General features: G+C 69.7%; 25 protein-coding genes. 21 read left to right on the top strand and 4 right to left on the bottom strand.

From position 1 onward, the window contains the following. Nucleotides 1–136 precede the first annotated feature (136 nt). Nucleotides 137–2,194, top strand: coding sequence for a transcription termination factor Rho (gene rho, locus IM777_RS11450; protein ID WP_228480777.1), 2,058 nt, complete (start codon nucleotides 137–139; stop codon nucleotides 2,192–2,194). Nucleotides 2,195–2,209: 15 nt separating this feature from the next. Continuing rightward, the gene (prfA, locus tag IM777_RS11445; RefSeq protein WP_071045317.1) at nucleotides 2,210–3,289 is read left to right on the top strand and encodes a peptide chain release factor 1; all 1,080 of its coding nucleotides are present in this window, start codon (nucleotides 2,210–2,212) and stop codon (nucleotides 3,287–3,289) included. A 196-nt stretch (nucleotides 3,290–3,485) separates the two neighbouring features. Here prfA and epsC read toward each other — a convergent pair whose 3' ends face one another. Beyond that, nucleotides 3,486–4,055, bottom strand: coding sequence for a serine O-acetyltransferase EpsC (gene epsC / locus IM777_RS11440; RefSeq protein WP_194383438.1), 570 nt, complete (start codon nucleotides 4,053–4,055; stop codon nucleotides 3,486–3,488). Between the two features lie 4 nt (nucleotides 4,056–4,059). Beyond that, nucleotides 4,060–4,998, bottom strand: a complete 939-nt coding sequence (gene cysK, locus IM777_RS11435; protein ID WP_194383437.1) for a cysteine synthase A — start codon at nucleotides 4,996–4,998, stop codon at nucleotides 4,060–4,062. Nucleotides 4,999–5,136: 138 nt separating this feature from the next. Between cysK and prmC the strand changes: the two genes are divergently transcribed. From prmC to IM777_RS11350, 17 genes are all read left to right on the top strand, one after another. Then, entirely contained in the window at nucleotides 5,137–6,015 is an 879-nt protein-coding gene (gene prmC, locus IM777_RS11430) for a peptide chain release factor N(5)-glutamine methyltransferase (RefSeq protein WP_194383436.1), read from the top strand. A 59-nt stretch (nucleotides 6,016–6,074) separates the two neighbouring features. Next, entirely contained in the window at nucleotides 6,075–6,788 is a 714-nt protein-coding gene (locus IM777_RS11425; protein WP_194383435.1) for an L-threonylcarbamoyladenylate synthase, read from the top strand. Beyond that, nucleotides 6,785–7,936 (top strand): MraY family glycosyltransferase, encoded by a 1,152-nt coding sequence (locus tag IM777_RS11420; protein WP_194383434.1) that lies wholly within the window; start codon nucleotides 6,785–6,787, stop codon nucleotides 7,934–7,936. Before IM777_RS11425 ends, IM777_RS11420 begins: the two co-directional genes overlap by 4 nt. After that, on the top strand, nucleotides 7,933–8,430 hold the full coding sequence (locus IM777_RS11415; protein WP_194383433.1) for a Cg1360 family ATP-synthase-associated protein: 498 nt from the start codon (nucleotides 7,933–7,935) through the stop codon (nucleotides 8,428–8,430). Before IM777_RS11420 ends, IM777_RS11415 begins: the two co-directional genes overlap by 4 nt. Before the next feature lie 105 nt (nucleotides 8,431–8,535). Further along, nucleotides 8,536–9,348: a F0F1 ATP synthase subunit A gene (atpB, locus tag IM777_RS11410; protein ID WP_228481101.1), complete on the top strand. Its 813-nt coding sequence runs from the start codon at nucleotides 8,536–8,538 to the stop codon at nucleotides 9,346–9,348. A 46-nt stretch (nucleotides 9,349–9,394) separates the two neighbouring features. Further along, entirely contained in the window at nucleotides 9,395–9,631 is a 237-nt protein-coding gene (gene atpE / locus IM777_RS11405; protein ID WP_071045310.1) for a F0F1 ATP synthase subunit C, read from the top strand. Nucleotides 9,632–9,659: 28 nt separating this feature from the next. Continuing rightward, nucleotides 9,660–10,211, top strand: a complete 552-nt coding sequence (locus IM777_RS11400; RefSeq protein WP_194383432.1) for a F0F1 ATP synthase subunit B — start codon at nucleotides 9,660–9,662, stop codon at nucleotides 10,209–10,211. Next, a complete protein-coding gene (locus IM777_RS11395; RefSeq protein WP_194383431.1) occupies nucleotides 10,211–11,002 on the top strand; it encodes a F0F1 ATP synthase subunit delta in 792 nt (263 codons plus the stop codon). The genes IM777_RS11400 and IM777_RS11395 overlap by 1 nt, the downstream gene beginning before the upstream one ends. A 73-nt stretch (nucleotides 11,003–11,075) precedes the next feature. After that, nucleotides 11,076–12,713, top strand: coding sequence for a F0F1 ATP synthase subunit alpha (atpA, locus tag IM777_RS11390; protein WP_071045307.1), 1,638 nt, complete (start codon nucleotides 11,076–11,078; stop codon nucleotides 12,711–12,713). A gap of 20 nt (nucleotides 12,714–12,733) precedes the next feature. Further along, the gene (locus IM777_RS11385; RefSeq protein WP_071045306.1) at nucleotides 12,734–13,630 is read left to right on the top strand and encodes a F0F1 ATP synthase subunit gamma; all 897 of its coding nucleotides are present in this window, start codon (nucleotides 12,734–12,736) and stop codon (nucleotides 13,628–13,630) included. A 40-nt stretch (nucleotides 13,631–13,670) separates the two neighbouring features. After that, the gene (gene atpD, locus IM777_RS11380; protein ID WP_071045305.1) at nucleotides 13,671–15,119 is read left to right on the top strand and encodes a F0F1 ATP synthase subunit beta; all 1,449 of its coding nucleotides are present in this window, start codon (nucleotides 13,671–13,673) and stop codon (nucleotides 15,117–15,119) included. 34 nt (nucleotides 15,120–15,153) lie between these two features. Next, nucleotides 15,154–15,414: a F0F1 ATP synthase subunit epsilon gene (locus tag IM777_RS11375; RefSeq protein WP_071045304.1), complete on the top strand. Its 261-nt coding sequence runs from the start codon at nucleotides 15,154–15,156 to the stop codon at nucleotides 15,412–15,414. An 80-nt stretch (nucleotides 15,415–15,494) separates the two neighbouring features. Then, nucleotides 15,495–16,247, top strand: coding sequence for a YaaA family protein (locus IM777_RS11370; protein ID WP_194383430.1), 753 nt, complete (start codon nucleotides 15,495–15,497; stop codon nucleotides 16,245–16,247). 132 nt (nucleotides 16,248–16,379) lie between these two features. Continuing rightward, nucleotides 16,380–17,129: a DUF5684 domain-containing protein gene (locus IM777_RS11365; protein ID WP_228480776.1), complete on the top strand. Its 750-nt coding sequence runs from the start codon at nucleotides 16,380–16,382 to the stop codon at nucleotides 17,127–17,129. A gap of 85 nt (nucleotides 17,130–17,214) precedes the next feature. Further along, the gene (locus tag IM777_RS11360; protein WP_194383429.1) at nucleotides 17,215–18,207 is read left to right on the top strand and encodes an aldo/keto reductase; all 993 of its coding nucleotides are present in this window, start codon (nucleotides 17,215–17,217) and stop codon (nucleotides 18,205–18,207) included. 106 nt (nucleotides 18,208–18,313) lie between these two features. Then, complete coding sequence (locus tag IM777_RS11355) at nucleotides 18,314–19,102, top strand: PP2C family protein-serine/threonine phosphatase (protein ID WP_071045300.1); 789 nt, start codon at nucleotides 18,314–18,316, stop codon at nucleotides 19,100–19,102. A gap of 67 nt (nucleotides 19,103–19,169) precedes the next feature. Next, the gene (locus tag IM777_RS11350) at nucleotides 19,170–22,007 is read left to right on the top strand and encodes an FtsK/SpoIIIE domain-containing protein (RefSeq protein WP_194383428.1); all 2,838 of its coding nucleotides are present in this window, start codon (nucleotides 19,170–19,172) and stop codon (nucleotides 22,005–22,007) included. A gap of 3 nt (nucleotides 22,008–22,010) precedes the next feature. Here IM777_RS11350 and IM777_RS11345 read toward each other — a convergent pair whose 3' ends face one another. Continuing rightward, entirely contained in the window at nucleotides 22,011–23,000 is a 990-nt protein-coding gene (locus IM777_RS11345) for an asparaginase (RefSeq protein WP_194383427.1), read from the bottom strand. Nucleotides 23,001–23,054: 54 nt separating this feature from the next. Here IM777_RS11345 and IM777_RS11340 point away from each other — a divergent pair, with 54 nt between their 5' ends. Further along, complete coding sequence (locus IM777_RS11340) at nucleotides 23,055–23,528, top strand: OsmC family protein (RefSeq protein ID WP_194383426.1); 474 nt, start codon at nucleotides 23,055–23,057, stop codon at nucleotides 23,526–23,528. A gap of 12 nt (nucleotides 23,529–23,540) precedes the next feature. On the opposite strand, the gene IM777_RS11335 is transcribed toward IM777_RS11340, so the two are convergent. Beyond that, complete coding sequence (locus tag IM777_RS11335; RefSeq protein WP_194385530.1) at nucleotides 23,541–24,329, bottom strand: lysophospholipid acyltransferase family protein; 789 nt, start codon at nucleotides 24,327–24,329, stop codon at nucleotides 23,541–23,543. Nucleotides 24,330–24,485: 156 nt separating this feature from the next. On the opposite strand from IM777_RS11335, the gene IM777_RS11330 reads away from it, so the two are divergent. Then, complete coding sequence (locus IM777_RS11330; protein ID WP_228480775.1) at nucleotides 24,486–25,445, top strand: FKBP-type peptidyl-prolyl cis-trans isomerase; 960 nt, start codon at nucleotides 24,486–24,488, stop codon at nucleotides 25,443–25,445. Nucleotides 25,446–25,449: the final 4 nt, after the last annotated feature.

Below are 25,449 nucleotides of genomic sequence, written 5' to 3'. Positions count from 1 at the left end.
GCGAAATCACCGCACAGCCCCCGGTACGTTGCCGGCTCTCTGAATCGGCACGCGGCACCCGATCCTTCGGGGGAAGCCGGGGAACTTCTCTGCGCGCGTGCGGTCGCGCATTCCAATCGTTCACAAGGGAGAACTCGTGGAGTCCATCTCCGAGATCCACACCGACGCCGCAGCGGCGTCAGCCGACACCTCGTCGGCATCCACCGCGTCGGCTCCGGCCGATACTGCTCCGGCTGCGGCCGAGAAGGCTGCGGCGTCAGAGACCGCGGGGGAGCAGGCCGGCGACGCGCCGGCCGAGAAGCCCGTCCGGGCACCGCGCAAGCGCACTCCGCGTCGCGCGAAGAGCACCGACGCTCCGGCCTCCGACGACTCCGCGGCTGCCGAGGCCGCCCCGGACGCAGCACCGACGCCGTCCGACGATGCGGCTCCGGCCTCGACGGAGGGCTCGCCTGCCACCGGAGACGCGGATGCCTCGTCCGACACCACGGAGAAGCCGGCCAAGAAGCCGGCACGCGCCCGCAAGGGACGCGGCAAGGCGGCGGCCTCGGCCGACGCCGAAGCGTCCGGGTCGTCCGAGGGCTCCGAGTCAACAGGCTCGCAGCCGAAGGGCGACGACGCGCAGGCCGATGACGCGGGGAAGGGCGGCTCAGCGCCCACCGAGGCAGCCCAGAAGTCCGCCGCCGCCGAGAGCGATGGCGACACGGGCGGCAAGAGCGACGCGACGACGAACGACGACGCCGGCGCCGGTCAGGGCAAGAGCGACAACGAGGGCGGGAACGGGCAGGACGGCTCGGACGGCGAGTCCTCGGGCCGCGGTCGCAGCCGGAGCCGCAACCGCAACCGGAACCGGAACGCGAACCAGGGACAGAATCAGAACTCCGGCTCGCAGAACAACGGCCAGAACGCGCAGAACGACGGCGACGACGACGGCCAGGGCTCCGGTCGTGGCCGGCAGCGCAACAAGCGCCGAGGCCAGAACGGCGGCGACGAGTTCGAGACCGAGATCAGCGAGGACGACGTCCTCATCCCGGTCGCGGGCATCCTCGATGTGCTCGACAACTACGCGTTCGTCCGCACCACCGGCTACCTCCCCGGCTCGAGCGACGTCTACGTCTCGCTCGGCCAGGTCAAGAAGTACAACCTGCGCAAGGGCGACGCCGTCGTGGGCGCCATCAAGCAGCCGCGCGAGGGCGAGCAGTCGAGCCGGCAGAAGTACAACGCGCTGGTGAAGGTCGACGCGGTCAACGGTCTGTCGGTCGACGACGCCGCCGACCGGGTCGAGTTCGGCAAGCTCACGCCGCTCTACCCGCAGGAGCGTCTGCGCCTGGAGACGGCCCCGGAGAAGCTGACCCAGCGCATCATCGACCTCGTCGCGCCCATCGGCAAGGGGCAGCGCGGCCTCATCGTCGCGCCGCCCAAGGCCGGCAAGACGATCGTGCTGCAGCAGATCGCGAACGCGATCGCGCACAACAACCCCGAGGTCCACCTCATGGTCGTGCTGGTCGACGAGCGCCCCGAAGAGGTCACCGACATGCAGCGCACGGTCAAGGGCGAGGTCATCGCCTCGACCTTCGACCGTCCCGCCGAGGACCACACCACCGTGGCCGAGCTCGCCATCGAGCGCGCGAAGCGCCTTGTCGAGCTGGGGCGCGACGTCGTCGTGCTGCTGGACTCGATCACGCGTCTCGGCCGCGCGTACAACATCTCGGCGCCGACGTCGGGCCGGGTGCTCACCGGCGGAGTGGACGCCTCGGCGCTCTACCCGCCCAAGCGCTTCTTCGGCGCGGCGCGCAACATCGAGAACGGCGGATCGCTCACGATCCTCGCGACGGCCCTCGTCGAGACCGGCTCCAAGATGGACGACGTCATCTTCGAGGAGTTCAAGGGAACCGGAAACAGCGAGCTGCGCCTGAACCGTCAGCTCGCCGACAAGCGGATCTTCCCCGCCGTCGACGTCAACGCGTCGAGCACGCGCCGCGAGGAGATGCTCCTGTCGAACGACGAGGTCAAGATCACCTGGAAGCTGCGGCGGGCCCTCGCGGGCCTGGAGCCGCAGCAGGCGCTCGAGGTCGTCCTGGGCAAGCTCAAGGAGACCCAGTCCAACGTCGAGTTCCTCGTGCAGATGCAGAAGTCGATCCCCGCACCCGCCCACGGGGGCAACGGCGCGCACGGATCCGACAACAGCATCCGCTGACCCGCGGAGGTCGGCGTGTTCGAGTCCGTCCAGGGGCTGATCGAGGAGTACCGCGACGTCGAGCGAGAGCTGTCGGATCCGGCGGTGCACGCGGATGCGGCGCGCGCGAAGCGCGTGAACCGTCGGTATGCCGAGTTGTCGCGCATCGTGCGCGCCTACGAGGCGTGGACGGCCTCGGGCGACGACCTCGAAGCCGCGCGCGAACTCGCGAGGGAGGACGATGCCTTCGCCGCGGAGGTGCCGGCCCTCGAGGAGGAGCGCGCCCGGCTGCAGGAGAAGCTGCGGCGCCTGCTGATCCCTCGCGACCCCGACGATGCCCGTGACGTGATCATGGAGATCAAGGCGGGGGAGGGCGGCGCCGAGAGTGCCCTGTTCGCCGCGGACCTGCTGCGCATGTACCTGCAGTACGCCGCATCGAAGGGCTGGAAGACCGAGCTGCTGGAGCGGGACGAATCCGACCTCGGTGGCTACAAGAACGTGCAGGTCGCGATCAAGGGGGCGTCTTCCGACCCGGCGCAGGGTGTGTGGGCGCACCTGAAGTACGAGGGCGGAGTGCACCGCGTGCAGCGTGTCCCGGCGACGGAGTCGCAGGGGCGCATCCACACCTCGACGACCGGCGTGCTGGTGTTCCCCGAAGTCGACGAGCCCGACGAGGTCGAGATCAACCCGAACGATCTCAAGATCGACGTCTACCGGTCGTCGGGTCCGGGCGGACAGTCGGTGAACACGACGGACTCCGCCGTGCGGATCACGCACGTGCCGACCGGGATCGTCGTGTCGATGCAGAACGAGAAGTCGCAGCTGCAGAACCGCGAGGCGGGGATGCGCGTGCTGCGGGCACGGCTGCTCGCCCGTCAGCAGGAGGAGCGCGATGCTCAGGCGGCCGACGCGCGCAAGTCGCAGATCCGCGGGATGGACCGTTCCGAGCGCATCCGCACCTACAACTTCCCCGAGAACCGCATCGCCGACCACCGCACGGGGTACAAGGCCTACAACCTCGACCACGTCATGGACGGTGCCCTCGAGCCGGTGATCGAATCCGCGATCACGGCCGACGAGGAGGCGCGTCTGGCGTCACTCGCCGGCGACTCCTGAGACACGCCTGACGGCCGGACCTGCCGGCCGGGAGCCGGTCCACAACTCCTCAGGGCCCGGACCTGCCGCCCGGATGCGGTTCACAACTCCTCGAATCCGGGCGTGACGGCGCCGTGCGGCGTCGCGCGCCCGGCGTGTCGGCCCGGAAGTGAGGAGTTGTGAACGCCGGGGAGACGGCACCGGAAGCGACGGAGGCTCAGATCACGTATTCGGGAGCGGCGAGGAGAGCGCGGGTGTCGACGTCGGCCGTCCTCGGGCGGGGCTTGGCGGGCACGCCCACGAGGATGCTGTCGGCCGGTGCGCTCTTGGTGACCACCGCGTTGGCTCCGACGACGCTTCCCGCGCCGATGGTGATGGGGCCGAGGATCTTCGCGCCGGCACCGACGGCGACGCCGTCTTCCAGGGTCGGATGGCGCTTGCCGCCGTTGCGCTGACGTCCACCCAGCGTGACGCCGTGGTAGAGCATGACGTCATCGCCGACCTCGGCCGTCTCGCCCACCACGACCCCCATGCCGTGGTCGATGAAGAACCGGCGTCCGATGTTCGCGCCGGGGTGGATCTCGATGCCGGTGAGCCACCGGGTCAGCTGCGATCCCGCGCGCGCGACGAAGCGGAAACGTCGCTCCCACAGGGCATGCCAGACCCGGTGGCCCCACACGGCGTGGAGTCCGGGGTACAGCAGCGCGATCTCGACCGCCGAGCGCGCGGCCGGGTCGCGCAGCTTCGCGGCGGCGAGGTCGTCGCGAACGTCGGACCACAGGCCCATCCGCTCAGTCCTCCACGAGATCGGCGTACAGCGGGGTCGACAGGTACCGCTCGCCGAACGAGGGGATGATCACGACGATGTTCTTGCCCGCCGCCTCAGGGCGTGCGGCGACCTGCAGGGCTGCCCAGATCGCGGCGCCGCTGGACATGCCCACGAGGATGCCGTCCTTCGCCGCGGTCTCGCGCGCCAGTCGCAGCGCGTCGTCGAGCTCGACGTCGATGACCTCGTCGATGACGTCGCGGTCGAGGATGGCCGGAACGAAGTTCGGGCCGATGCCCTGGATCTTGTGCGGTCCCGGGTGACCCTCGGTCAGCAGCGGCGAGTCCTTGGGCTCGACGGCGATGACCTTCGCGCCGGGAACCTTCTCCTTGAGCACCTGGCCGACGCCGGTGATGGTGCCGCCGGTGCCGATGCCTGCGACGAAGTAGTCCACCGCGCCGTCGGTGTCGCGCAGGATCTCCTCCGCCGTGGTCTTGCGGTGGATCGCCGGGTTCGCCTCGTTGGCGAACTGCTTGGCGAGGATGGCGCCGGGGGTCTTCGCCGCGACCGCCTCGGCCTCCTCGACAGCGCCCTTCATGCCCTTGGCCGGGTCGGTGAGCACGAGCTCGGCGCCGAAGGCCTTCAGCAGCATGCGGCGCTCCTTGGACATCGAGGCGGGCATCGTGAGCACCACCTTGTAGCCGCGCGCCGCGCCGACCATCGCCAGGGCGATCCCGGTGTTGCCGCTGGTGGCCTCGACGATCGTGCCGCCGGCGGTCAGGTCGCCCGAGGCCTCGGCGGCGTCGACGATGGCGACACCGAGGCGGTCCTTGACGCTGGAGGCGGGGTTGTAGAACTCGAGCTTGGCCAGGATGTTGGCCTCGGTGCCCTCGGCCACCCGGTTCAGCCGGACGAGAGGGGTGTCACCGAAGGCGGAGGTGATGTCGGAGTGGATGCCGGGCATTGCGTGCCTTTCGCTGTCGACGGGTTCGAGGGGAACAGTCCGAGCCTAGGCGAGGCGAAACCCGACGGCGCGATTATGTCGCAACCGCGCCCGCCGACGCCGCGCCTGCATCGCGGGCCCGCCTAAGCTGTACAGGTCATGCCCTCCTCCGACGCATCCGCCCCGGTGTCCGAGGCGCTCCGCCTCGCCTCCTCGCGACTGGAGCGCGCCGGTATCGTCGACGCGATCGTCGACGCTGAGCTGCTCCTCGGTCACGTGCTCGCGCTCTCTCGCGGGGGAGTGCAGGCGGCCGCGTTCCGCGGTGACGGGCTCACGAGCGCGCAGGCGGACGACTTCGCGGACCTCGTCGAACGGCGCGCGACCCGCGTTCCCCTGCAGCATCTCACCGGCATCGCCCCGTTCCGCTCCCTCGAGCTGAGCGTCGGACCCGGGGTCTTCGTGCCGCGGCCCGAGACGGAGATCGTCGCGCAGCTCGCCATCGACGCCCTCCGGGCGGCCGCCGCCCCCGAGCCCGTCGCGGTCGATCTCGGCACCGGCAGCGGCGCCCTCGCGCTCGCCATGGCGACGGAGGTGCCGCACGCCCGGGTGCACGCCGCGGAGAACTCCGTCGACGCGTTCGTGTGGGCGAAGGAGAACTTCGCGCGGTGGGGAGGCGACAACGCGCGCGTGGCGTTCATCGATCTCGCCGACGCCTTCCTTGAGCTCGACGGCACCGTGTCCGTGGTCGCCTCCAACCCGCCGTACGTGCCCGACGACGCGATCCCGCGAGACCCGGAGGTGCGCCATCACGATCCCGCCGCGGCGCTGTACGGAGGTCCCGACGGACTCGACGTCATCCGGGTGATCAGCCGGGTCGGCCTGCGGCTGGCGCACCCGGGCGGCACGATCGTCCTCGAGCACGGTGAATGGCAGGGGGAGGCGATCCGCGCCGTCTTGGAAAACGATGGCTGGCGTGCGGCCGCGACCCACCCGGACCTGACCATGCGCGACCGCGCCACCACTGCCGTCCGACCCTGATCGGTGGATGCCCCCGGCCGTGGGGAGTGCGCAGGAGTTGCGCCTAGAATCATGTCGTCATGTCCTCCCTCTTCGACTGCCGGAACGAGTCCGAGCTCCTGGCCGGCATGCGCCGGGCGCGCCAGGCCATCGGCCGAGGCGATCTGATCGTCGTCCCCACCGACACCGTGTACGGCATCGCCGCCGACGCGTTCTCGGCGTCCGCCGTGCAGCGTCTGCTGGAGGCGAAGGGCCGCGGGCGGCAGTCGCCGCCGCCGGTGCTGGTCGGGGGAGTGGACACGCTCCGCGCGCTCGTGTCGGAGGTCCCGGAGGCCGTCGAACGGCTCGTGGCGGAGTTCTGGCCGGGCGGGCTGACCATCGTGCTTCCCGCGCAGCCGTCGCTGTCGTGGGACCTCGGCGACACCCACGGCACCGTGGCGGTCCGGATGCCCGATCATCGGCTCACCCTCGAGCTGCTCGAGGAGACGGGACCGCTGGCGGTCTCCAGCGCCAACCTCACCGGCAGGCCGGCCGCGGTGGCGGTGCTCGACGCCATGGCGATGCTCGGCGACAGCGTCTCGACGTACCTCGACGACGGCCCGAGCGCGACCGGGGTCGCCTCCACGATCGTCGACGCGACCTCGCTGGTCGTCGGTCCCGAGCCCGTGGTGCGCGTGCTGCGGGAGGGGGCGATCTCCCGGGAGCGTCTGCGCGACGTGCTCGGCGACCTCCTCGAGCCCGACGAGTCTCAGGTCGAGGAGGCGCCCGGACCCGTTTCCGGCGGCGACTCGTGAAGCAGTACCTGTTCACGGTCCTGCTCACCGCCGCCGTCACCCTCGCCCTGTCGTGGGCGGTGTGGCGACTCAGCCTCCGCTTCAAGCTGTACCCCGGCATCCGCGAGCGCGACGTCCACAAGACTCCCACGCCGCGCCTCGGGGGCATCGCGATGTTCCTCGGTGTCGTCACGGCGTTCCTCGTGTCGTCGCAGCATCCGTTCTTCCAGATCTTCTGGGCCGATCCGCGCCCGGTCTACGCGATCCTGGCCGCGACCGCCCTCATCGTGCTCGTGGGCGTCGCCGACGACCTGTGGGATCTCGACTGGATGATCAAGCTCGGCGCGCAGTTCGTCGCCGCCGGAATCATCGCGTGGTTCGGCGAGCTGCAGATCTATGCGCTCCCCATCGGCGGGATCTCCCTCTGGTCGGGGTGGGTGAGCTTCACCATCACCGTGTTCGCGATCGTCGTCGTCATGAACGCCGTGAACTTCATCGACGGGCTCGACGGGCTCGTGGCCGGAGTGTGCCTCATCGCCAACGGCGTGTTCTTCGCGTACTCCTACCTGCTCGTGCGCGACACCGGCGCCAGCAGCTACTTCAACCTCGCCTCGTTCATCGCGGCCGTCCTGGTGGGCGCCTGCATCGGCTTCCTCCCCCTGAATTGGAATCCCGCGAAGATGTTCATGGGCGATTCCGGCGCGCTCATGCTCGGTCTGCTGATGGCGACCTCGGCGATCGCGATCACGGGACAGCTGGATCCGGCGATCATCGGCGACAACGACGTGTTCGGCCGCTCGCAGCTGCTCGGTGCATTCATCCCGATCCTGCTGCCGATCGTCGTGGTGATCCTGCCTCTGCTCGATTTCGGCCTGGCGGTGATCCGCCGCATGGGGGCGGGCAAGAGCCCGTTCTCTCCCGATCGCAAGCACCTCCATCACCGCATGCTCGACATGGGTCACAGCGATCGCGACGCCGTCCTGATCTTCTACGCGTGGACGGCGGTCGTGAGCCTCGCCTTCCTCCTGATGTACATCGGCACCGCGCAGGAGTGGCCGGGAGACTACCTGCTCGGCGTCGTGTTCGGCGCCGTCGGCGTCGTCGCGTGCCTCGTCGTCACCCTCCTGCCCTCCCGTCGCTCCGCCATCAGCCCGAAGGAAGCCGTATGAGCCCTCATCCCGTCTCGAGCACTCCGATCCTGCGCACGGCGCTGGTGTGGTCCGGAGCCGTCACCGCCGTTCTGGCGATCGCAGCCGCCGTGATCGGCTTCCTGGTGGCCGGAACCGAAGGCCTCTGGAGCGGGCTGGCCGGTGTGCTGATCGCCGCGGTCTTCCTCGGCATCACCGCCGCGAGCATCCTCATCGCCAACCGGTGGTACGGCGACCCGCTCTACGTGCCGGTCTTCTTCGGCATCGTGCTCGGCGGATGGCTCCTCAAGCTCGTCCTGTTCATCGTGGCGCTGCTCGTGCTGCGCGATCAGGCATGGGTCGCGCCCGCGGTGTTCTTCGTCGCTCTCGTCGTGAGCGTCATGGCCTCTCTCGCCGTCGACGTCGTGGTTCTCCTGAAGATGCGCATCCCGCACGTGAGCGACGTGTCGTTGCCGGGTGCGGACGACCGCGGCGGGCCCGATTCGGACGCGGACTCGGGGGCGCCCCGAGTTTGATAGTGTTGTTCCGCGCCCGCGCTCTCTTCGTGAGTAGCTCGCGGATGACTCTCACCGACCATCGTCGCTACGGTACCCACCGTCGCCCCGAAGCTGGAGCCAGCGCTGATCACTCAAGCTGCGACACTGATCGCCACCGCCACGTCCACTGACGACGAATTCCACCCGCCGTCGATCGCGGACTTCTTCCCTCCGGCGATCTTCTTCGAGGGCACCGCCTTCGAGATCACCCGCATCAACCTGGCGCAGTTCCTCGCGACCGCCGTCCTGGTGATCCTGTTCCTCGTCGGAACCCGGCGGCTGAAGCTCGTCCCCGGCCGCTTCCAGAGCGTCATCGAGATGGCGCTGGACTTCGTCCGCGTCAACATCGCCGAGGACCTACTGGGCAAGAAGGACGGCCAGCGCTTCCTGCCGATCCTCACGACGATGTTCTTCATGATCCTGTTCATGAACCTGACGGGCATCATCCCCGGCATCAACATCGCCGGCACGAGCGTCATCGCCGTTCCGCTCCTGCTCGCCGTCATCGCCTACGTGACCTTCATCTACGCCGGCATCCGCAAGAGCCCGGGCAACTTCTTCAAGAACTCCCTCATGCCCTCCGGCGTGCCGTGGCCGCTGTACATCATCATCATCCCGCTCGAGTTCCTCTCGACGTTCATCATCCGCCCGGTCACGCTCACCCTGCGTCTGCTGATGAACATGATCGTCGGGCACCTGATGCTGGTGCTGTTCTTCTCCGCCACGCAGTACTTCGTCTTCACCCTCGGAGGCCTGTGGACCGTGCTCGGCGCGGGCACGCTCGCCTTCGGCTTCGTCTTCACCCTGTTCGAACTCCTGGTGGCTTTCCTCCAGGCGTACGTCTTCACCATCCTCACCGCGGTCTACATCCAGCTCGCGGTTGCGGAAGAGCACTGAGCGGGCCGGCACACGCCGTCCCACCCAACCGAAAGGAAACACCCCCGTGGACGCAACTACGGTTCTCGCCCAGGTGACGGGCTCCATCGCGAGCGTCGGTTACGGCCTGGCCGCCATCGGTCCCGCCATTGGCGTGGGCATCGTCGTCGGCAAGACCATCGAGGGCGTGGCTCGTCAGCCCGAGCTCGCCGGTCGCCTGCAGGTCCTGATGTTCATCGGTATCGCCTTCACCGAGGCGCTCGCCTTCATCGGTATCGCCACCGGCTTCATCTTCGGCTTCTAAGCAGACCCCGCACACGTAAGGAGACAGGATGCAAGAGCTTCTTGTCACACTCGCCGCGGAAGAAGGCGAGACGCCGAGCCCGCTGATCCCCGCGATCTACGACATCACCTGGTCGGCGGTGTGCTTCGTCGTCATCCTCTTCATCTTCTGGCGCGTCGTGCTGCCGCGGATGAACAAGCTGCTCGACGAGCGCTCGACCGCGATCGAGGGCAACATCGCCAAGGCCGACGAGGCGCAGCGCAAGGCCGAGGCCGCGCTGCAGGAGTACACCGCTGCACTCGCCGACGCCCGCAAGGAAGCCGGTGAGATCCGCGACGCCGCCCGTGAGGACGGCAAGAAGATCGTCGCCGAGGCGAAGGACTCCGCAGCGAGCGAGGCGGCGCGCATCACCGCGTCGGCGCACTCGCAGATCGAGGCGGAGCGCCAGGCGGCGCTCGTGTCGCTGCGCGGAGAGGTCGGCACGCTCGCGCTCGATCTCGCCGGTGGCGTGATCGGAGAGACGCTGTCCGACGACGCGAAGGCTCAGGCCGTCGTCGACCGCTTCCTCGCCGACCTCGAGGCCGAGAAGGCGGCGCAGTAATGGGCAGCGCGACCACTCAGGCGCTCGCGGGCACCACCGCGGCGCTCGGCTCCGCGTCCGGCGTCGACATCGACGTCGCGCGCGAGCTGTTCGCCGCGGCTCGGTCGGTCGGTGACACCTCCGCACTGAGCGGCGCGCTGGCCGACTCTGCAGCGGCACCGGCCGCGCGGGCGAAGGTCGTCGCCGACGTGTTCGGCGCGGCTCTCCGCCCGGTCTCGGTGTCGCTGCTGACCGCAGCGGTCTCCGAGCGCTGGTCGTCGGCCTCCGACATGGTCGACGGGCTCGAAGAGCTCGCAATCCGTGCCGCAGCCGTCGCAGAGCCGGCCGCGCCGGTCGAAGACGAGCTCTTCCGCTTCACGCGGACGGTGGCGGAGAACCCGGAGCTCGAACTGGCGCTCGGCAGCCGACTCGGCGACGCATCGGCCAAGGGTGCCCTCGTCGACACGCTGCTGACCGGACGCTCGAGCGAGGCAGCACGGCTGATCGTCTCCTCGCTCGTGCAGCAGCCGCGGGAGCGCCGCGTGCGACAGATCGTGGCCAACGCGATGCGCGTGGTCGCCGACCAGCGCGGCCGCACGGTCGCGACGGTCTCCTCGGCCGCGCCGCTCAGCGACGCCCAGGTCCAGCGCCTGTCGGCGACGCTGTCGAAGCGGTACGGCACCGAGGTCGCGATCAACACCGTCGTGGACCCCGCGGTCATCGGCGGCGTGCGGGTGCAGATCGCGAACGACGTCATCGACGCCAGCGTGTCCACGCGCCTGGCCGAACTCCGGCAGCGACTGGCCGGCTAACAGACTTCCCGCCGCAAGGCGGAGGCTTCGGGCCACGGCCCCACACAGAAGTAGTGAGTACAAAGGGAAGACAATGGCAGAACTCTCTATCAGCCCCGACGTCATCCGTGACGCGCTGAAGGACTTCGTCGCCGCCTACGAGCCCACCGGGGCCGCGGCGACGGAGGTCGGCACCGTCGTGGACGCCGCGGACGGCATCGCCCACGTCGAGGGCCTGCCCGGCGTCATGGCCAACGAACTGGTCGTGTTCGAGGACGGCACGCAGGGTCTCGCCCTGAACCTCGACGAGCACGAGATCGGTGTCGTCGTGCTCGGCGACTTCGCCGGCATCGAAGCCGGCCAGCAGGTCACGCGCACCGGCGAGGTGCTCTCGGTGCCCGTCGGCGACGGCTACCTCGGCCGCGTGGTCGACCCGCTCGGCAACGCGATCGACGGACTCGGCGACATCGCCTCGATCGGGCGCCGCGCGCTCGAGCTGCAGGCTCCCGGCGTCATGCAGCGCAAGAGCGTGCACGAGCCGATGCAGACCGGCATCAAGGCGATCGACGCGATGATCCCGATCGGCCGCGGCCAGCGCCAGCTGATCATCGGCGACCGCCAGACCGGCAAGACGGCCATCGCGATCGACACGATCATCAACCAGAAGGCCAACTGGGAGTCGGGCGACCCGACCAAGCAGGTGCGCTGCATCTACGTCGCCATCGGCCAGAAGGGCTCGACCATCGCTTCGGTGAAGGGCGCTCTCGAAGACGCCGGTGCGATGGAGTACACCACCATCGTCGCCGCACCCGCGTCGGACCCCGCCGGCTTCAAGTACCTCGCTCCGTACACCGGCTCGGCCATCGGTCAGCACTGGATGTACGACGGCAAGCACGTCCTCATCATCTTCGACGACCTGTCGAAGCAGGCCGAGGCGTACCGCGCCGTGTCGCTGCTGCTGCGGCGTCCGCCGGGTCGTGAGGCCTACCCGGGTGACGTGTTCTACCTGCACTCGCGTCTGCTGGAGCGCTGCGCGAAGCTGTCGGACGAGCTCGGCGCCGGTTCGATGACCGGTCTGCCGATCATCGAGACGAAGGCCAACGACGTCTCGGCCTACATCCCGACGAACGTCATCTCGATCACCGACGGTCAGATCTTCCTGCAGTCCGACCTGTTCAACGCGAACCAGCGCCCCGCCGTCGACGTCGGCATCTCGGTGTCGCGCGTCGGTGGCGATGCCCAGGTGAAGTCGATCAAGAAGGTCTCGGGAACGCTCAAGCTCGAGCTCGCCCAGTACCGTTCGCTCGAAGCGTTCGCGATGTTCGCGAGCGACCTCGACGCCGCGTCGCGCCGCCAGCTGGCTCGCGGTGCCCGCCTCACCGAGCTGCTGAAGCAGCCCCAGTACTCGCCGTACCCGGTGGAGGAGCAGGTCGTGTCGATCTGGGCCGGCACCAACGGCAAGCTCGACACCATCGAAGTCGAGGACGTGCTGTCCTTCGAGCGCGAGCTGCTGGACTACCTGCGTCGCAACACCTCGGTGCTCGACGACCTGCGCGAGAAGAACGTGCTCACCGACGAGATCCTCAGCGAGCTCGAGGCGAAGACCGACGCGTTCGTGCTGGAGTTCCAGGCCGGCAAGGGCCAGGCCATCAACCAGCCCGGCCACGAAGAGGTCTCCGCCGCCGCGGCCGAGGACGTCAACCAGGAGAAGATCGTCAAGGGTCGCCGCTAAGGCGCTCCGGGACAGGAACCATGGGCGCACAACTGCGGGTCTACAAGCAGAAGATCAACTCTGCTCAGACCACCAAGAAGATCACGAAGGCGATGGAACTCATCGCGGCATCGCGCATCCAGAAGGCGATGGGGCGTGTGCGCGCCTCCTCGCCCTTCGCGCGGGCCGTGACGCGGGCCGTCTCCGCCGTGGCCACGCACTCGAACGTCGATCACCCGCTGACCGTGGAGCGCGACGTCATCCGCCGCTCCGCCGTGGTGATCTTCGCCTCGGACCGGGGACTGGCGGGCGCGTTCAACTCGCAGATCCTCCGCGAGGGTCTGCGGCTGGCCGAGCTCCTGCGTTCGGAAGGACGCGAGCCGGTGTTCTATCTCATCGGCCGCAAGGCCGTGGGGTACTTCCAGTTCCGTCGCATGGACAGCGCGGCGCAGTGGACGGGTGACACCGACACGCCGCACTTCCACACCGCCGAGGAGATCGCGGCGACGCTTCTGGATGCATACGACCGCGGCGGCGAAGACGGCGGAGTGGACGAGATCCACCTCGTGTACAACCGTTTCGTCAGCATGATGACGCAGTCGCCCGAGACCGTGCGCCTGCTGCCACTCGAGGTCGTCGAGGCCGAGGAGAGCACCGACTCGCAGGTATATCCGCTCTACGAGTTCGAGCCCGACGCCGAGACGGTTCTCGACGCTCTGCTGCCGGTGTACATCCAGAGCCGCGTGTTCAACGCCCTCCTGCAGTCGTCTGCGGCCAAGCACGCTGCGACGCAGAAGGCGATGAAGTCCGCGAGCGACAACGCCGACAAGCTGATCACCGATTACACGCGACTGCGCAACAACGCACGCCAGGCCGAGATCACCCAGCAGATCGCCGAGATCGTCGGCGGCGCCGACGCCCTCGCGTCGGGCAAGTGACCGGCACGGCGCAACAGACCATCACGAAAGAGAAGAAGCCATGAGCCTCACCGCTGAGAAGACGGACGTGCAGGTCGTCGGGCGTGTCGCCCGGGTGACCGGACCCGTCGTCGACATCGAGTTCCCGCACGACGCGATCCCCGACATCTACAACGCGCTGAAGACGACGATCACCATCGGCGAGGAGTCGACCGAGATCACTCTCGAGGTCGCGCAGCACCTCGGCGACGACCTGGTGCGTGCGATCGCCCTGAAGCCGACGGACGGCATCGTCCGCGGCCAGGAGGTGCGCGACACCGGAGACCAGATCACCGTGCCCGTCGGCGACGTGACCAAGGGTCGCGTGTTCGACGTCACGGGAGAGATCCTCAACGCCGAGCCGGGCGAGCAGGTCGAGATCACGGAGCGCTGGGGCATCCACCGCCAGGCGCCCAGCTTCGACCAGCTCGAGTCGAAGACCACGATGTTCGAGACGGGCATCAAGGTCATCGACCTGCTGACCCCGTACGTGCAGGGTGGAAAGATCGGCCTCTTCGGCGGTGCGGGCGTCGGCAAGACCGTCCTCATCCAGGAGATGATCCAGCGCGTCGCTCAGGACCACGGTGGTGTGTCGGTGTTCGCCGGTGTCGGCGAGCGCACGCGTGAGGGCAACGACCTCATCGGCGAGATGGACGAGGCCGGCGTCTTCGACAAGACCGCCCTTGTCTTCGGTCAGATGGACGAGCCGCCGGGGACGCGACTTCGCGTCGCGCTGTCTGCCCTGACGATGGCGGAGTACTTCCGCGACGTGCAGAAGCAGGACGTGCTGCTGTTCATCGACAACATCTTCCGCTTCACGCAGGCGGGTTCCGAGGTGTCGACGCTGCTGGGTCGCATGCCCTCGGCCGTGGGCTACCAGCCGAACCTCGCCGACGAGATGGGTGTGCTCCAGGAGCGCATCACGTCCACGCGCGGCCACTCGATCACCTCGCTGCAGGCGATCTACGTTCCCGCCGACGACTACACCGACCCGGCGCCGGCGACGACCTTCGCGCACCTCGACGCGACGACCGAGCTCTCGCGTGAGATCGCGTCGAAGGGTCTGTACCCCGCGGTCGACCCGCTGACCTCGAGCAGCCGGATCCTCGACCCGCGCTACATCGGCGAGGACCACTACCGCGTGGCCACGGCGGTGAAGCAGATCCTGCAGAAGAACAAGGAACTGCAGGAGATCATCGCCATCCTCGGTGTCGACGAGCTCTCCGAAGAGGACAAGATCGTCGTGTCGCGTGCGCGTCGCATCCAGCAGTTCCTGTCGCAGAACACCTACATGGCGAAGAAGTTCACCGGCGTGGAGGGTTCGACCGTTCCGATCAAGGAGACGATCGAGTCGTTCGACGCGATCGTGAAGGGCGACTTCGACCACGTGGCCGAGCAGGCGTTCTTCAACGTCGGCGGCATCTCCGACGTCGAAGAGAACTGGGCCCGCATCCAGAAGGAGAACGGCTGATCATGCTCGTACTGAGCGACTGGAGGGAGTCGACGTGCCGCTGAAAGTGAGTCTCGTCTCCGCCGACGCCGAGGTCTGGACGGGGGAGGCCTCGCTCGTTGTCGCCAAGACCGTCGAGGGCGAGATCGGCTTCATGCCCGGTCACGAGCCGGTGCTGGCGATCCTCGCGGAAGGCCAGGTGCGCATCACCGAGACCTCCGGCCAGAAGGTCGTCGCCAACGCGCAAGACGGTTTCCTGTCGATGGCCGGCGACGAGCTCACGATCGTGGCCGGCAACGCCGCCGTCGTGGCCTGACGACACACACGCAGTCCGAGAGGGCGCGAGCATCCGGGGTATCCGGAGCTCGTGCCCTCTCGCCTTCCCCGGAGAGATACGTGCTCGTTCTGCTGCCCCCGTCCGAGACCAAACGACGCGGGGGAGAAGGCCCGCCGCTCGCCCTGGATCGCCTCGCCCATCCGACCCTCACCACCCTCCGGTCCCGCGTGGTCGATGCGCTCGTCGACCTCAGCGGCGACGAGGAGGAGAGCGCTCGCACGCTCAGGCTCGGGAAGACGCAGCTCGCCGACATCGGGCTGAACGCCGTCGCGCGCGTCTCTCCGACGATGGCGGCCGTCGACCGCTACACCGGGGTGCTCTTCGACGCGCTCGACGCACGTGGCCTGGACGATGACTCACGCGCATGGCTGGCCGCGCACGTGCAGATCCACTCCGCACCGTTCGGTCCGGTCGGCGCCATGGATGGCATTCCGGCGTACCGCATGTCGGCGGCGGTCACGCTGCCGACGCTCGGATCGTCGAAGCGGCTGTGGTCTGGCGCGGTGTCGGATGCGCTGGCCGAAGCGGCGCCGGACTTCGTCCTGGATCTGCGCTCCGAAGCCTATGTGGCGCTCGGCCCCGTTCCGGGAAACCTGCCCTCGTCGTACGTGCGGGTGGTCGCATCGGGGCCGGACGGCACTGTGCGGGCGCTGAACCACTTCAACAAGCACGCCAAGGGTGAGCTCGTCCGCCGCTTGGCGACGTCGGCGGCGACCATAGCCGGGTCCGACGACCTGCTCTCGTGGGCGGCCGCCAGCGACGTCGATCTCCGCCGCGGCGAGGGCGGTGACCTGCTGCTGTTCTCCGATTGAGCGTCAGGTGACCAAGCCCCCGGCAACGAACGTTCACGAGAAAGTCTGGGAGGTTCCTGACAGAACGCGTCCGCTCTCGCTACCATGTCTCACGACCCGCCGCACGGCGGGCCGAATCTGGGAGAGGTACCCGTGGAAACGTTCAGTAGCGTCGACTACTCCTACAGCGGCAGCGATGTCGCGTTCTTCTTCATCTTCGCCGTGTTCTGGTTCATCTTCGCCATCGCCGGCTACGTCCTGACCGCGTTCTTCTTCATGAAGATCTTCGACAAGGCGGGCGTGCAGGGCAAGTGGCGGGCGTGGGTGCCGATCTACAACACGCTGATCTTCGTCAAGCTCGGCGACCTGAATCCCTGGTGGCTCCTCGGCCTGTGGGGCGCGAGCATCGTGCTGGGCTGGATCCCGGTGATCGGATGGCTCTTCCCGCTCGCCGCGGGCGTCTACACCGTGCTCGCCGCATGGCGGGTGGGGCTCAAGCTCCAGAAGGAAGTCGTCTGGATCATCCTCTACATCTTCCTGGCCATCGTCTGGCTGGGCATCAACGGCTTCGACCGGTCGCGCTGGAACACCGCGATCCCTGCGGCCCCGTGGGCTGGGAACTTCCTCGCCGACAAGACGACCTGGTCCGGCATTCCGTCGCAGGTTCCCGCGGCGGGCTACCCGGCCAACCCGGTCACCCAGCCGGGGTACCCCGCGGGCTACCAGCCCCCGGCCGGGTACCAGCCGCCGCCCGCACCCGGCGCTCAGCCGCCGGCCCCGCCGGCCTCCACGCAGCCGCCGGCGCCGACCCAGCCGCCGGCTCCGACCCAGCCGCCGGCCCCGCCGACCCAGCCGCCGTCGACCGAGCCGCCGGCAGCACCGGAGCCGCCGAAGCAGTCCTGACGCGAGCGACGTGCCCCTCACCACCGAGTGGGGGGCACGTCGTCGCGTGGCGCCGGGACCTGCGAGCGACGCTAGCGTGGAGGCCATGAGTTCATCGGTTCCCCTCCGTCGCGTCGGCACGTCCGGCCTCCTCGTCTCCGCCGTCGGCCTCGGGTGCAACAACTTCGGTCGCCCGGGCACGAAGACGGAGACCATCGAGGGCACACGGGCGGTGATCGACGCGGCGGTCGACGCCGGGGTGACCTTCCTCGACACGGCCGACATGTACGGCGGCGAGCCGGGCTTGTCGGAATCGCTCATGGGCGAGGCCCTCCGCGGCCGACGCGACGAGGTGATCATCGCCACCAAGTTTGGGCACTTCGGTCGCGACATGGGATATCCGCCCGCGGGTGCGAAGGCCTCGCGCTCCTACATCCGCAGGGCCGTCGAGGGGTCCCTCTCGCGCCTGCAGACCGATCACATCGACCTGTATCAGCTGCACACCCCCGATCCCCACACGCCCATCGAAGAGACCCTGGATGTGCTGACGGACCTCGTGCGCGAGGGGAAGGTGCGCTACCTCGGGCATTCGAACCTCGCGGGCTGGCAGATCGCGGAAGCCGATTTCATCGCCGCGACCTCCCATCGCGTGCCTTTCGTGTCGGCTCAGAACCACTACAGCCTGCTCGCGCGAGCGGCCGAGCGCGAGGTCCTTCCGGCCGTTCGCCGATTCGGGCTCGGATTCCTTCCGTACTTCCCCCTGCACAACGGACTCCTCACCGGGAAGTTCACGCGCTCCCACGCCCCGGAGGACACGCGGATCTCTCGCCAGCGCTCCCACGTGTGGGAGCAGGCCCCGTGGGATGCGCTGGAGCAGTTCTCCGCCTTCTGCGGCGATCGCGGCATCACGATGCTGCAGGCGACGATCGGATGGCTGCTCTCGCACGACGAGCTCTCCAGCGTGATCGCCGGCGCCACCAGCGGTGACCAGGTGCGGGCGAACGCCGACGCGGCCACCGCCTGGACGCCCGACGCCCACGAGGTCGCGGAGATCGACGCCCTGTTCCCGCTGCCCGAGGATCCCGGCGCCAAGGTCTGACGCGCCGAGCCGAGCCGGGAGGCGGCCGGGGCCACGTCCATTAGGCTGTGAGCACGCGGCAGCACCTCGGTGCTGCCGACAAGACCGTTCGAGGGAGAGTCAGGGCGTGCCCGACGTATCGACCCACACGCGTTCCGTCGCAACGGCGGCGGGAACGTGGTCGTTGGCGTGGGCGGCGACCACCCACACGGGCCGCCGACGAGAGATCAATCAGGATGCGGTGCTCGCCTCGTATCCGCTCTTCGTCGTCGCCGACGGAATGGGTGGCCACATCGGCGGCGAGATCGCCAGCTCCCGCACCGTGGAGCGGCTCTCCGGCACGGTGGAGGGCGGCTCGGTCACTCCTCGCACGATCGAGAAGGCGCTGGCCAAGGCGGTCCGCGACATCGCATCGCATCCGAAGGCCACCGACGAGGGCACCGGGACGACGGTGACGGGAGTCTATCTGGATGTCTCCGGCGACGAACCGCACTGGGTGACGCTCAACATCGGCGACAGCCGCGTGTACCTCCTGCGCGACGGTGCACTCGCGCAGATCACGACGGATCACTCCGTCGTGCAGGAGCTGATCTCCTCCGGTCGCCTGAGCCCCGAGGAAGCGGAGAATCATCCCTACGGGAACGTGATCACCCGCGCCGTGGGCCCGAGCGACGGCGTGACACCGGACTACGTGCGGCTCGAGCTCGTCGACGGCGATCGATTCGTGATCTGTTCCGACGGGCTCACCAAGGAGCTCACCGACTACGGCATCCAGCACTTCCTGGGGGAGAACGCCGACCCGGCTGCCGCCGTCGACGCGATGCTCGACGCGGCGCTCGAGAACGGCGGACGCGACAACATCACGATCATCGTGCTCGATGTCGCGGCCGAAGATCCCTCCCCGGCGCAGCACTGACCCCCTCCCGTCCACAGGCCGGCCGCTGCGACGCCCGCCCGTCCGCCTCGGCGGATGGAATGAGGGTGTGCGAAATCCCCCACCCGCCGTCGACAACCCGCCCGCTCCGGATCTCCGGTACGACGCGGGTGAGCTTGTCCTCCCCGCACCCCCGGCCCCGGCGCGCCGCAGCGGCATCCCGGTTCTCGCTGCGCTGGCGCCGATAGCCGGGGCGGTGATGATCTGGGTCGTCACCGGTCACGTGCTGGCGCTGTGGCTCGCCGCGCTCGGCCCGGTGATCGCGGTCGCGTCACTGCTCGATTCCCGGCGTGCGGCCCGTCGCGAGCACCGTCGGGCCGCGGCGACGTCGGCCGCGGCTCGCCGCGCGGTACGAGAACGCCTTCGTGAGCGTCACGACGCCGAGCGGCGCGCGATGCGGCAGCGACATCCCGATGCACGCGCGCTCCTCGACGACGACGCCGAGATCTGGCGGCGCTCGGTCGTCCGCGACAACTCCCTGGTGGTCGGCCGTGGTGAGCGGGAGAGCGGTCAGCGGGTCACCGGCGGCGGCGACGATCCCGAAGACGCGGCATTGCGCGCTGACGCGGGTCGCCTCACGGACGCGCCGGTCGTCGTTCCGCTCGAGGGCGGCGTCGCGGTCTCGGGTCCGCGAATGCTCGCGGCCGCTGCGATTCGCGCCCTCGCCCTGCAGCTCGTCCTCGGTATCGAACCGGGGCGGCTGCGTGTCGTGTCCGGTCCCGGGGCCGAACACGTGTGGGCGCAGCAGCTGCCGCATGTGCGGGACGCTCCGACGGTGATGTGTCTGCTCGAACCGGGTGACGTGGCCCACCCGTCGGCGACGTTCGTGCTCGCGCGGGTGGACGAGTCGGCGCCGCCGCCCCCGGAGTGCACCGTGCGCATGACCGTGACCTCACCAACGGGTGCGATCGTCGACGACGGCATCTCGCGTCGCGACGTCGCGCCGGAGATGTTCGATCCCCGCCAGTGCGCCGCGGCGGCATCGATCCTCGCCGCGCGGGCGGCTCGGATGCGCGGCGACGACGAGGAGACGGTTGTGTCGCTCGGCGACCTTCTCGCCTCGCAGCCCGCGGGCGATGCTGGCCCGCTCACCGCCCGGTTCGCCGCGGCGGCCGGCGTCGTCGTGCCGATCGACCTCGTCGACGACGGTCCGCACGCCGTCGTGGCGGGCATGACCGGATCCGGCAAGAGCGAGTTGCTGGTGTCGTGGGTGCTGGCGCTGTGTGCGAGCCACTCCACGGAACAGGTCGTCTTCCTGCTGGCGGACTTCAAGGGCGGAACCGCGTTCGACGCGCTCGCTCGGATCCCCCACGTGACGGGGGTGATCACCGATCTCGACGGTGACGGTGCGGAGCGGGCCATTCAGAGTCTGCGTGCGGAGATCCGGATGCGCGAGCGCGCACTGACGGCGATCGGCGCACGGGACGTCGCCGACCCGAGAGTCCGCCTGCCTCGCCTGGTCATCGTGGTCGACGAGTTCGCGGCGCTGCTGGGCGAGCATCCCGAGCTGCACACGGTGTTCACCGACGTCGCAGCGCGCGGTCGTGCGCTCGGCATGCACCTCGTCCTCGGCACGCAACGCATCGCCGGGGTGGTGAGAGACGCCCTGCTGGCGAACTGTCCGCTGCGCGTGAGCCTGCGTGTCGCCGATCGGGGTGACAGCAGGGCCGTCGTCGGCACCGAAGACGCCGCCCTGCTGCCCGGCGGGCGCGACGGCGCGGGCGTGGCGATCGTGCGACGTGCGTCAGACGCGGAGCCCCAGCGCGTGCGCATCGGTCTGAGCGACGAAGGGCTGCTCGATCGGGTCTGCGCTCGAGGCGCCGAGACCGGTCCCGCCCCGCGCCCGATATGGCATCCGACGCTGCCGGAGCGCATCGACATCTCCGACCCGCGGCTGAGTGCGGGCGAAGCCGGTCGGCCCGCGTCCGACCTCACGCTGGGTCTCGCCGACCTTCCCGCCGAGCAGGACCAGCGCCGCGTCGGCGTTCTCGTGGCCGATCGCTCCCTGCTCGTGGTCGGCCGTGCGGGCTCGGGTCGCTCCTGCGCCGCAGCGCTGATCGCCGCGCAGGCACCGGGCGGCTCGGTGTGGATCCCGGCGGATCTCGAGCACGGGTGGGATCAGCTCGTCGGCTGCGCCGAGCGACCGCCGGCCGCTGGGACGGCGATCGTGCTCGACGACGTCGACACCCTGCTCGCGCGCCTTCCCGCCGACCATGCCGCGGCGGCGCTCTCGCTGCTCGAAGCGATCGTGAGAGACGCGGGACACGGGGGATACCTCGTCGTTCTCACCGCGCGTCGGCTCTCCGGGCCGCTCGCACGGGTGGCCGAGACGGTCTCGCGGCGATTGGTGCTCGCCACCCCGGGGCGCGCGGAGCATATCGCCGTCGGCGGCGCTGCATCGGGATTCGACCCCAGCGCACCTCCCGGCCGCGGCACCCTCGACGGAGTCCTCGTCCAGACCGCGATCGTGCCCCCTCCCGGGGAGCCCGCCCGGGTGGAGCCCGACCTCTGGCGACCGCCGCGAGGTCTGACGGGGGTGGTGATCGCGCCGGGGCCCCGCGCACGGTCGCTCGTCTCGGCGTGGCAGGCGGGCGGCGCCACGGTGCGGATGGTCGACGAGGCCGACGACGTGGGCGGCGACGGCTCGCGCACGGTGCTGGTGGGAGACCCCGAGCTGTGGCAGCGGAACTGGCGGACGCTCACGCGCATCCGCCTCGAGCACGACCTGCTGATCGACGCCGCGTGCGGTGCGGCCTACCGCATGCTGACCGGTGATCGCGATCTTCCGCCCCCGTGCGACTCGCGAGGAGCGCGCGCCTGGCTCGTCCGCGGTGGCGCAGCCCCCCGGCGAGTGAGTCTCGCGGCGGAGCAGTCCGACCGTGACTGATCCTCAGAAGACGGGACGGATCCGGCCCACCTCGACGCCACCACCGGTCACCCGCAGCGGCAGCTCCGCCAGCAGCGCGGAGACGTCCGCCTCCGCCAGGGCTCCGGCGCGCTCGAGCAGACGCGCCGCGACCGCGGTCGCCGCACGTCCGCTGCCGTCGAGGATCTTCGCGGCGACGGTGGTGCCGTCGGGGGCGACCATGACCATCACGCCTTCGGCGCCGCCCTTGGCGAACACCCCCAGGCGGGAGATGGCCAGCGTGTCCGGTCGCGAGGGGCCGTCGATCGTCCACGGGTTGTCCTTCACGGCGCGCACCAGCGCCCCCGCGCTGCGATGGAGCGCGAAGGGCGAGCGCTCGGACGACGTGCCGATGCGGTGGATCGCCTTCGCGAGCGCCGCGAGGCTCATCGCGAACACCGGCGCACCGCATCCGTCGGTCGCCGTCGTCGTCACCCGTTGCCCGGTCAGGCGTTCGGTCACCTCGCGGATCTGCACCTGGAGCGGATGCTCGGGGTGCAGATACGTCTCGATCGGCCAGCCGTTCGTGGTGCACGCCAGGAGCATGGCGGCGTGCTTGCCGGAGCAGTTCATCCGCACGCGTGCCGGCGCGGCCCCGGCGCGGACCATCGCGTCCCGCGCCGGGCCGTCTCCCGGCCACGCGGGCGGGCACCGCAAGGCGGAGTCATCGAGGCCGGCGGCGTCGAGGATGTCCCGCACGACGGCGACATGCCGATCGGTGCCGGAGTGGCTGGCCGTGGCCATGCCGAGTCGCTCGCCCTCGAGGGGAGTGCCGGCGGCGAGCATCGCCAGCGCCTGCACCGGCTTGAGCGACGAACGAGGAAGGATCGGCGCTTCGGTGTCGCCCAGCGTCGTCGACGCGCCGCCGTCGGGGGACAGCACGATCGCGGACCCGACGTGGCGGGACTCGATGAACCCGCTGCGTTCGACGACGGCGAGGGGGACGGCGCTGCTGGCGGCGAAGGTCTCCGGCACGGGACCAGCCTAACGTCCGGCCGTGCGCGAGGCCGGTCGTGTCAGACTGGCCCCATGCCTGGCGAACACTCCTACGCGATGCGCGCGACCTGGACCGGCGATCGCGGAAGCGGCACGAGCGGATACCGCGACTACGACCGCTCCGTGACCCTCGAGGTCGAGGGCAAGCCGGCGCTGCTCGGCTCGGCCGATGCCCCGTTCCGCGGCGACCCGGCACGGTGGAACCCCGAGGACATGCTCCTGGCATCCCTCGTGCAGTGCCACCTCCTGTCCTACCTCCATGCGTGCGTGACCACGGGTGTGGTCGTCACCGGATACCACGACGACGCGACCGCGACCCTCGTGCTCGACGGCACGGGCGGCGGCGCCTTGCGTGAGGTCGTGCTCCACCCCGTCGTCACGGTCGCCGAGGAGGAGATGGTGGATGCCGCGCACGCGGCGCACCGTCAGGCGAACGCGTGGTGCTTCATCGCGAACTCCGTCAACTTCCCGGTGCGTCACGAGGCGACCGTGCGCGTGGCGGCCTGAGCTGCCGCGCGCTCACACGCGCTCGTGCGGCAGCGCCTGCCTGATCTTCTCGATCGGCCCGTGGGCGGGCAGCTCGTTGTACGCGCCTGCGAGCTCCTGCTCTGAAAGGGCCTGGATGGCGCTCATGATGTCGTCCGTGGCCCCGCGGCGAGCGCGACCCGATGACGCGGCACCGTGATGCGAGAGATCGATCGGCTCACCGAATCGCACGGTGACACGTTCGCGCAGCGACGGCATCTTCGCGCCCACGGGCATGACGCGGTCTGTGCCGATGAGGCCGACCGGCACCACCGGGGCGCCCGTCTGGAGAGCGAGGAAGGCGACGCCGGTGCGTCCCTTGTAGAGGCGCCCGTCGAGGGATCGAGTCCCCTCGGGGTACAGTGCGACGGCGCTGCCCTGATCCAGCAGAAGTCGCTGCTGGTCGAGGGCGTCCAGCGCCGCCTGCCCGGCACCCCGCGTGACGGGGATCGCGCCGATCGAGAGGAAGAACTGCTTCGACAGCCACCCCTTCATCCCGGGCCCGTCGAAGTAGCTCGCCTTGGCGAGGAAGTGCACCGGCCGCGGAGCGGCGACGGGGATCGCGATGCTGTCGATGAAGGACAGGTGGTTGCTGGCGAAGATCACCGGACCCTGCCGGGGGACGTGATGCCGGCCCTCGACCCGCGGACGGTACAGCAGCCGACCGAGCGGGGTCACCACCATGCGGCCGAACGCATAGGTCGCGCCCATGCGGCGCACGCCCTCCGGCGTGCGCTCGTCGTCGTTGCCGGTGCTCTCGGAATCGGGGGTTTCCGCAGACATCACCCGACGAGGCTATCGCGGATCGCATGCCCGGCACGTTATGTTTCCGGGCGCGTGGAGCCGGGCGGGTCTCGGCCCGCCGGTCGACCGATCCCGGCCCGGGCGACGGGGCTCTCAGCCCGATCAAAGAGATCGTGGGGCAGGATGGGGGCGACCGTGTCTGTCCACCGTCTCGAGGTCTTCGTGCGCAATCGCTCCCTGTTCGCCGTCTCCGCCGTCGCCGCTACGGCGATCCTGCTCGCCGGATGCGGCTCATCCGACCCCGAACCGGACGCCTCCGCCGATGCGCTCTGCGCCGCGGCGGCCCCCTCAGGGTCGGCTTCCGAAGCCGTCACCGTCGAGGGCGAGACGGGCGAGGAGTCCACCGCGACGTTCGAGTTCCCGCTCGAGGTCGGCGAGCTTCAGAGCTCCGTGGTGACCGAGGGCGAGGGAGACCCCGTGGAATCCGGCGACCTCGTGTCCTATGCGCTCACCGCGTACAGCGCCGAGACCGGCGAGGAGCTCGGATCGCTCGGGTACGAGGGCGCGGAGATCCTTCCCGCACAGATCTCCGCCGACAACCCGATCGGTCAGATCGTCGGGTGCGCGACCCCCGGCACGCGCGTGGTCGCCGCCTTCCCCGCGAGCGACACCAACGGTGCCGAGGTCTACGTCTTCGATCTGCTGAGCGTCGTTCCCGACGCCGCGTGGGGCGAGGAGCAGGAGCCCGTCGAAGGCATGCCGGACGTGACCCTCGACGACGACGGCGCCCCCACGGTGACCATCCCCGACGCTGAGGCGCCGACGGAGGTCGAGATCGCCGAGTTGAAGGTCGGTGACGGTGCGACGGTCGAGTCCGGTGACACGGTGCTCGTGCACTATGCAGGTGTGAAGTGGTCCGACGGCGAGGTCTTCGATTCCAGCTGGGATCGCGACACCCCCGCCACCTTCACCACCACCGGTGTCGTGGCCGGCTTCCAGCAGGCGCTGGAAGGGCAGACCGTCGGGTCGCAAGTGCTCGTGGTCATCCCGCCGGAGTTTGGCTACGGGGACAGCGAGGGAAACGAGCTGCAGGACGAGACGCTCGTGTTCGTCGTGGACATCCTGGGCACGCAGCACGCCGTCGCGGCCGAGTGACCCC

Origin of the sequence: Microbacterium luteum (genome assembly GCF_015277875.1) — a bacterium.
GTDB lineage: Bacteria > Actinomycetota > Actinomycetes > Actinomycetales > Microbacteriaceae > Microbacterium > Microbacterium luteum.
Note: the sequence above shows the minus strand (reverse complement) of the source record. Positions and strands in the feature narration are given on the sequence as shown.